Source organism: Streptomyces alkaliphilus (genome assembly GCF_014141535.1).
Lineage (GTDB): Bacteria > Actinomycetota > Actinomycetes > Streptomycetales > Streptomycetaceae > Streptomyces > Streptomyces alkaliphilus.
Genome location: NZ_VKHT01000154.1, coordinates 1 through 7211, shown reverse-complemented (window position 1 = coordinate 7211; position 7211 = coordinate 1). Strand labels below are relative to the sequence as shown.

Genomic DNA, 7211 nt, shown 5'->3' with positions numbered 1-7211 from the left:
GCCCCGGAGCCCTCGACCCCGGTCGCGGATCCGGGGCCGGGGCGTGTCCGGAAAAGAACCCCGGGACTGCCTCATCACTCCCTTTTTTACTGTTCAGGGATTCCTGGTGGGGTAGTTTGAGGAAACATGAGTGAGGGTGAACGTGAGTTGTACTCGGTCGGGGACGTGTCCGAGCTGCTGGGGCTGCACGTCCGAACCGTCCGGAACTACGTCCGCACCAGACGGCTGAAGGCCGTCCGGATCGGCAAGCAGTACCGGATCGCGCGGGAGGACGTGGAAGCCCTGATCGGTGGAACCGCCGGTCCGGACCCCTCGGGAGGGGAACGATCCCGGGAGGCCCCCGGCGACCGCCCCTCCGTCGAGGCGTCCACCATCGTCCGGATCGACCCCGTCGATCCGGACACCGCCCACCGCCTGGTCACCCTGGTCACCGCCTCCGTCCAACCGGGCCGGGCGGGTGGCGGGGGACCGCGCGTGCAGACGATCCACGAGCCGGAGTGTTCACGCCTGCGGATCGTGCTCCTGGGGAGTCCGGCCGACACGGCGGAGCTCCTCACCCTCATCGACTCCGTGCTCGCACCGGGGAGCGGACTGTTCCCCACCCACACCGGACCCGAGGAGACCCGTGACGACCATCGTTGAGCACCACGGCACCCCCGTCCTCGTCCTCGACGCGGACGGCCCCACCATCGCCGAACCGCGGGACGTCCTGGACCAACTGATCGGTGCCGCCTACGGACGCGCCGATGTGGTGGCCGTCCCCGCCGAGCGCCTCGACGAGCGTTTCTTCGACCTGGGCACCGGCTTCGCGGGGGAGGTCACGCAGAAGTGCGTCCAGTACCGGATGCGCCTGGTGATCCTCGGCGACATCTCGCGCCACACCGCGACCGGCACCGCCCTGCCGGCGCTGATTCGGGAGGCCAACCGGGGGCGGCACGTCTGGTTCCTCGCCGACATCGACGAACTCGCCACCCGCCTGGCCTCATCCCCCGGCACCTCCTGAGCGCCCACGGGCCGCCCTCCGCTCCCCGGCCGGCGGGGTGATGTCGTGCGGATGGGACGACCGTCGACCCGGAGGAATCCGGGCCGACGGCCGAGGCCGGTCATCTCACCCGGCGACGAGCACGAGGACGGCGCGGCCGTGCAGCCGGTAGGAGGTTCCGGCGCCGCCGATCAGGGCCTCGCTGCCCGGCGTCGCGACCTGGTCGGTCCCCTCCGCCCAGTTCGAGGTGTCCGTGACGCGGTACCACCGCTTGCCGGGACCGGCCGACGGAAGGGTGAAGTCGACGCCTCCGGACCAGCCGTTGTAGGCGATGTACAGCGCGCTGTTGGGATCGGCGAACTCCGTTCCGTCGATGCGCCAGGCCAGTGCGTGGCTGTCGGGGTCGTTCCAGTAGGCGCTGCTGGGGGCGGTGCCCGCCGGGGTGAACCACTCCAACTGCCCCATGCCGTTGCCGTTGGTGTCTGCCGAGGTGTAGAAGCCCACCGGGCGAAGCGCCGGATGCGCGGCGCGGAAAGCGAGCATGCGCTGCACGTAGGTGCGGAAAGTGCTCTGTTCACCGCTCCAGGAGGTGGTGAGCCAGTTGGCCGCGGAGTCCACGTTGTAGGGGTTGTTGTTGCACCGGATTCCGCGCAGGTACTCGTCGCCCCCGGTCATCATCGGGGTGCCGGCCGAGAGCATCAGGAAGGCGAAGCCGTTGCGCGCGGCCTTCCGCTGATCGGCGGCGATGCCTCCCTGGTCCCAGGAGCGGTTGTGGTCCGAACCGCCGTCGGAGGGACCGTGGGGCCAGGGCTGGTCGTTGTTCTTGGCATTGCACGAGTACAGGTCGGCCAGGGTGAAGCCGTCGTGCGCGACCATGAAGTTGATGGAGTTCCAGGGGGCCCGGCCGTTTCCGTAGAGGTCCGAGGAGCCGGCGAAGCGGGTGGCGAGAGCCGCGGGGGTGACCTGTTCCACCCCCATCATGTTCTGATCGCTGCGCAGGGTGTCGCGGAACCTGTCGTTCCATTCCGACCACCCGGCCGGGAAGTTGCCGACCTGATAGGTGCCGTGGCCGATGCCCCACGGCTCGCCGATCCAGTCGGTGCCGACGCCACCGGAGGCCGGGCGCGGTGGCATGAGGGCGGTGATGCGGTTGAGCGCGGTGTTCGGGTCATCGCGGTCGAACCGGAAACAGCCGTGTTGGCAGGTGTTACCGAGCACACTGGCCAGATCCAGGCGGAACCCGTCGACCCCGAGTTCGTCCTTCCAGTAGGCCAGGGAGTCGGTGATGAGGGCCCGGGCCACCGGATGGTAGGTGTTGACGTTCCCGCCGACCCCGGTGTTGTCCCAGGGGCTCTGGAGGTCACTCGTGAGGGAGTAGTAGGTCGGGTTGTCCAGTCCGCGCCAGGAATACACGCTGTAGGTGTTCTTGTCGGCCGGGTTCCACGGGCCGCCCTCGCCGGTGTGGTTGTACACGACATCGACGAAGACCTTGAGTCCGGCGTCGTGGTAGGCCCGGACCATCTCCTTGAACTCCCGTGTCGGCCCGCCGGGACTCCTGTCCGAGGAGTACCGCCGGTCCGGCGCGAAGTAGTTGAGGGTCATGTACCCCCAGTAGTTGTCGCCGTCCGCGCTGTTGGGGTCCACGTCGTTGGCGTCGTTCTGGGTTTCCTGGAGGGGCAGGAACTCGACCGCGGTGACCCCCAGGGCCGCCAGCTCCGCGGCCTTGAGGGCGGCGCCCTTGTAGGTGCCGCGGTAGGCGGCGGGAATGGAGGGGTCGTTCTTCGTGAGGCCGCGGACGTGCACCTCGTAGATCACGTCGTCCTTCAGGGCCCGGGTCGGCTTGGTCCCCGTGCCGGTGGTGTCCGGCGGCAGCACGATGCCCTTGGGCGCGACGGTCCCGCTGTCGAGAGCGCGGTGGAGCGGCCCGGTCGCGTAGAGAGTGCTGTCGGTGTTGCCGGGATGCAGCGGATCGTGGCTCAACTCCCGGGCGTAGGGGTCGATGAGCAGCTTGTTCGGGTTGAACCTGTTTCCGTGCGCGTCCACGTCCGCGATGAAGCCGGCCGCCGATCCCTTGGTCCACGATGAGCTGTGGGGCCAGTTGGGCCCCCAGGCCCGATACCCGTAGTAGACGGGGCCGGTGATCCCATAGGTGTCGCGAATGGTGGTGACCGGTATGCCGACGGACCAGACGTCGGACGCGTCCTTGGTCAGTCCGACGACCGCCACTTCCCCGCTTCCGGTCGGCGCGTTGTAGAGGTACAGGTCGATCCGGGTCGCCCGGGAGGAGTAGATCCTGAAGTCGACGGCTGTTCCCGCCGCGTTGTAGTGGGCGCCCGGCCGGGGGGTGGAGGTGGCCACGGTCACGGCCTGCGGGGAGGGCTCGGCCGGTGAGCCGGGACCGGCGAGGCCTACCGCGAACACCGCGGCGACGGCCAACGCACCGGCTCGCAGGGCTGTGCGGTTCCGGTGTGGTCGGGCACGGGGGGACAGGCGCATGGAGGGCTCCCGGGTACGAGGGGGGAAGCCGCACGCGCCACGGCCACTGAACGGTTGTATGTTCTTGCGCACTCTTGCGCAACGCCCCGGACGTTAACGGTGATTGGGTCGTTCGGCAAGCCTGCCTGCGGTTTTTCCCGGAGGAACCCGGGAGCCCCCGCGGCGACGGGGTCGCCCGTCGGACCCCGCGAACGGTTCCCCTCGCCCACGGGGCCGAGGACTCCATGCCCAACGGCGGCCGATCCCCGGTGCCGGGGGAGGTACTCGAACACCTTCACGCGGTGATCGAGCGGTGGCGCGGCATCGGCCCCCTCGGGCAGGTGGTGGCGTGGCGATGGAGGGGCAGGGTCACGACTTCCGTGCCGGGCGCCCGGATCAGCTCCCGGCGCGGGAGAGGAACGCCCGCCACGCGGCGGGGGAGATGGTGAGCCGGGGGCCGCGTCGGTCCTTGGAGTCCCGCACCCGCACGGCCTCCGGCCGGGAAGTGGAGACCTCCACGCAACTGTCACCATCGGGACCACTGTGGCTGCTCTTGAACCAGTCCGACTCGTCGGTGTTCACAGTTCTCCTCGAAGTTGCTCCAGCAGGCTCACGGAGTCTCTCGGAGAGAGAGCCTGTGAGCGCATCTTGGCATAGCTCTGGAGCATCATCCCGACCTGTTTTGCGTCGGTGTTCAGGTGACTGTGGAACTGCCCTTCTGCGTAGGACAGCCATCGGTTCTCTGTGGTCTCGAGCAACTGCAGAGGCCCTCTCAGGCCGGCGTGCTCCTCTTGTCGTTGGGGCATGATCTGAATCTGCACGTTTCGCAGATTGCTCAGCATGAGAAGAGAATCGATGGCCCCCCTGGTGACCTCCTCACCTCCGATATGGCGAAGAAGCAACCCTTCTTCCAGGATGAAGCTGTATCCGGTGTGGGGTTGTTCCCGCAGAAGACGCTGGCGTTCCAGCCGTGCCTTCACCTGCTCGTGGACTTCGGTGTCGGTCGGCGAAGGCACCCTGCTTTCGAACACGGCCCGCGCGTATCCCTCGGACTGCAACAAGCAGGGGATGACGCGGCACTCGTAGGTCCAGAGGTTGAGGGCCTCCTCCTCCAGGCGGGCCCACTCGCGGAACCAGGCCGCGAGGCCGGGACGCCGGGAGAGATGGCGAGCGGCGGCGCGCAGCGTGCCGAACGCGTCGAGGACTTCCTCGGCCTTGGCGATGAAGTCGCGTTGGGGCAGGCGGCGGCCCTGCTCGACGGCGGCGACTGTGGGCGGCGCGTAGCCGAGCAGCGGGGCCAACTGCTCCTGGGTGAGGCCGGCCCGTTCGCGGAAGGTCTTGAGAACGGCGCCGAAGGTCCGGAGGCTGTCGGAGGGCTCCGGTTCGCCACTGGTCGCCAAGGGGGCCACCTCCGCCGAGTCGTGCGGGTCCGTCGTGTCGGGAGTCATCCTGGCCGTACGCCCACCCCACTGTCCACCCCGGGTGCCCATACGGATACACAGTGTGGGGGCCGTGTTTCTGGTGCTCCTGTCAGGGGGGATCGAGGCTGGAGGCATGTACCGCCCTTCCGCCGCACCGCTCCGACCCTCCATCGAGGTCTTCCGTCATGTTTTTCCGGCCACTTCGGAGGCGGCCCGCCGGGCCCGTCACCTTGTCGACGACATGTTTCGCGTTCTCGGCATGGAGAAGGCCGATCCCGTTCGCTCCGACGCGGTGGCCGTCCTCGCGGAACTGACCGCCAACGCCGCCACCCACGGGTGTGTACCCGGTCAGGGGTTCGAGGTCGTCGTGCTCCTCATCCCCGACGGCGTCCGGGTGGAGGTCGGCGACGCGGGTCGGGGCGCTCTGCCGGCATCGCTGCCCGGCCGTTCGGAGGACGCGGACGCCGAGACCGGGAGGGGGCTGCGCATCATCGCCGTCCTCGCCCATCGTTGGGGCGTCACCCCCAACCCCGCCGGGGTACCCGGCAGGACGATCTGGGCCGAAGTCCTCCGTCGCCGCCCAGGGCCCGTCGGGGAAGCCTCCTGAACCGTGCCGGTGCTCCGCTTCGGCATCGGGCGAGCACTGCCGAAGGCGTGTGGCGGTGCCGCGGCAGCGCCGATCGGCCTCGGGCTTTCGTGGCGGGTCACCGACGGGGAGGGACGGTCACCGGCCGTCCGTGCCGAGCGGGGGACCGTCTCACGGTTCGGTTTCCGCGGCGGTTCCTCCCCTCCGCGCACGGTGCGGCAGCAACGCCACCCCGCTGATCAGGGACACCGCGGCGGTGAGGACGAGCAGCGTCCCCAGCCCCAGTTCGGGGATCACCGCACCGGCGACGACCGGTGCCGCGACCGAGCTGACGGCTCCCACGATCAGGCAGCCCGTGAACGCCGCGCCCGCGCGCTCGGGCACCAGTTCGGCGGTCCAGACCGCCAGTACCGCGGACCCGATCATGTACCCCGGGCCGAAGACGCAGGCCGAGACCGCCGTCGCGATCATGGAGTCGCCGGCCAGTCCGAGCAGCGCCAACGCCGCGGCCACCGTCACGAGGCACAGTGCCGCGACCCGGGGGCTGCCCAGGCGCTGCGCGACGGCCCCGGTCGCCACGCCCACCATGCCGGTGACGCCGATGACCGCGTAGAGCGCCGGAACGGCCGCCGCCGGGAGGTCGCGGGTGAGGACGTCCGCGGCGTAGGTGAAGTAGATGACGACGGCCGCGAAGTAGACCACGGAGTAGGCGGCCGGGATCCCCAGCGTCGTCACGAGCGGGGAGGTTCCCCGGCGTTGCCCCGGACGGGGCTTCGGCCCGGTTCGCGGCACCAGGCGGAGGTTCACCACGGCGGCGGCCACGGCGGCGAGGGCGATGCCGGCCCAGACCACGCGCCATGAGCCCGGGATGGCGAGAACGGCCAGGCCGGCCAGCACCACCAGCCCGCCGCTGGTGCCGGTCGTGATGATCGCCAACGCTCCGGGCCGCTGCGGCGCGGACACCGTCCGCGTCACGATGTCGGAGTAGGACGCCCAGACCCAGCCACCCGCACTGCCCGCCAGTACGGCGCCGACGGCGAGCAACCAGGGGAGCTGCGCGACGGTCACGATCACCGCGCCCACCGCGCCGCAGGCCCCGCCCACGGTGGTCGGCGCCCGTGAGCCGCGCCGGACGGCGAGCGGGCCCGCGAGCAGCAGGCCGGCCAGGTAGCCGGCGAATGTGGCGCCGGCGACGAGGCCGAGGACCGGTTCGGAGAGTTCCAGCTCCTGTCGGATGTCGGGGAGCGTCAGACCGTAGGCGTACCGGGCCATGCCGAAGGCGACACCGACCACCGCCGCTCCGGCCAGGCCGATCCGGCTGCCGGCCGAGAGCGTCATGGCTGCTCCCTCATCCCGCGGCGTGCAACGGAACCGTTGTCCGCCGCGGCGAAATCGGCGTCACGATGTGCTCGACCCCGCTGGTGATCGGTGTACCGCGACGAAAGGAATCGTGGATACCCGGGACGCCCGGGAAATGCAGGAATGCTCGGGAAATCGGGCATGTCGAAAATACCGGGGTATCGGTCGCGCCGTTCGCCGGATTTTGAGATTACCTCGCCGTATTCCCGGAGCCGAGGGGGCGCACCGGCCCGCGCGTCGGTCCCCGGATCGTGCCGAGCCTCTCGCGCGGGTCGGGACCGGGCCGGGAAGGCCATGGGCACCCGGTGGCCCGGGCCGCATGGATCCCGACGCTCGCGGGCCCGTCGGGAAGGTGGGGCCGCGCCGGGGGCCCGGAGTCGTCCGAGGG

Annotated in this window: 7 protein-coding genes; 3 read left to right on the top strand and 4 right to left on the bottom strand. The window is 70.2% G+C overall.

The features are described 5' to 3' along the window. The first annotated feature begins 126 nt into the window (after positions 1-126). Both FNQ90_RS07720 and FNQ90_RS07715 read left to right on the top strand, forming a co-directional pair. Positions 127-642: a helix-turn-helix domain-containing protein gene (locus FNQ90_RS07720; protein WP_182605678.1), complete on the top strand. Its 516-nt coding sequence runs from the start codon at positions 127-129 to the stop codon at positions 640-642. Then, on the top strand, positions 626-1003 hold the full coding sequence (locus tag FNQ90_RS07715; RefSeq protein WP_182605676.1) for a DUF4180 domain-containing protein: 378 nt from the start codon (positions 626-628) through the stop codon (positions 1001-1003). The genes FNQ90_RS07720 and FNQ90_RS07715 overlap by 17 nt, the downstream gene beginning before the upstream one ends. A 105-nt stretch (positions 1004-1108) precedes the next feature. On the opposite strand, the gene FNQ90_RS07710 is transcribed toward FNQ90_RS07715, so the two are convergent. From FNQ90_RS07710 to FNQ90_RS07700, 3 genes are all read right to left on the bottom strand, one after another. Further along, positions 1109-3403: a glycogen debranching protein gene (locus tag FNQ90_RS07710; RefSeq protein WP_323379830.1), complete on the bottom strand. Its 2295-nt coding sequence runs from the start codon at positions 3401-3403 to the stop codon at positions 1109-1111. Between the two features lie 450 nt (positions 3404-3853). Further along, positions 3854-4039: a DUF397 domain-containing protein gene (locus tag FNQ90_RS07705; RefSeq protein ID WP_182605672.1), complete on the bottom strand. Its 186-nt coding sequence runs from the start codon at positions 4037-4039 to the stop codon at positions 3854-3856. Then, on the bottom strand, positions 4036-4866 hold the full coding sequence (locus tag FNQ90_RS07700; protein WP_323379831.1) for a helix-turn-helix domain-containing protein: 831 nt from the start codon (positions 4864-4866) through the stop codon (positions 4036-4038). Before FNQ90_RS07700 ends, FNQ90_RS07705 begins: the two co-directional genes overlap by 4 nt. Positions 4867-5011: 145 nt before the next feature. On the opposite strand from FNQ90_RS07700, the gene FNQ90_RS07695 reads away from it, so the two are divergent. Beyond that, positions 5012-5485, top strand: a complete 474-nt coding sequence (locus FNQ90_RS07695; RefSeq protein ID WP_182605669.1) for an ATP-binding protein — start codon at positions 5012-5014, stop codon at positions 5483-5485. A 150-nt stretch (positions 5486-5635) separates the two neighbouring features. Here the strand turns inward: FNQ90_RS07695 and FNQ90_RS07690 are convergent, their stop codons facing one another. Beyond that, positions 5636-6802 carry an MFS transporter gene (locus tag FNQ90_RS07690; RefSeq protein ID WP_182605667.1) on the bottom strand — a complete coding sequence of 389 codons (1167 nt, stop codon included), beginning with the start codon at positions 6800-6802 and terminating at the stop codon, positions 5636-5638. Positions 6803-7211 lie beyond the last annotated feature (409 nt).

Coding starts and splice junctions, on each gene's coding strand:
- FNQ90_RS07720 (WP_182605678.1), top strand. CDS start 127: ATGAGTGAGGGTGAACGTGAGTTGTACTCGGTCGGGGACGTGTCCGAG.
- FNQ90_RS07695 (WP_182605669.1), top strand. CDS start 5,012: ATGTACCGCCCTTCCGCCGCACCGCTCCGACCCTCCATCGAGGTCTTC.
- FNQ90_RS07690 (WP_182605667.1), bottom strand. CDS start 6,802: ATGACGCTCTCGGCCGGCAGCCGGATCGGCCTGGCCGGAGCGGCGGTG.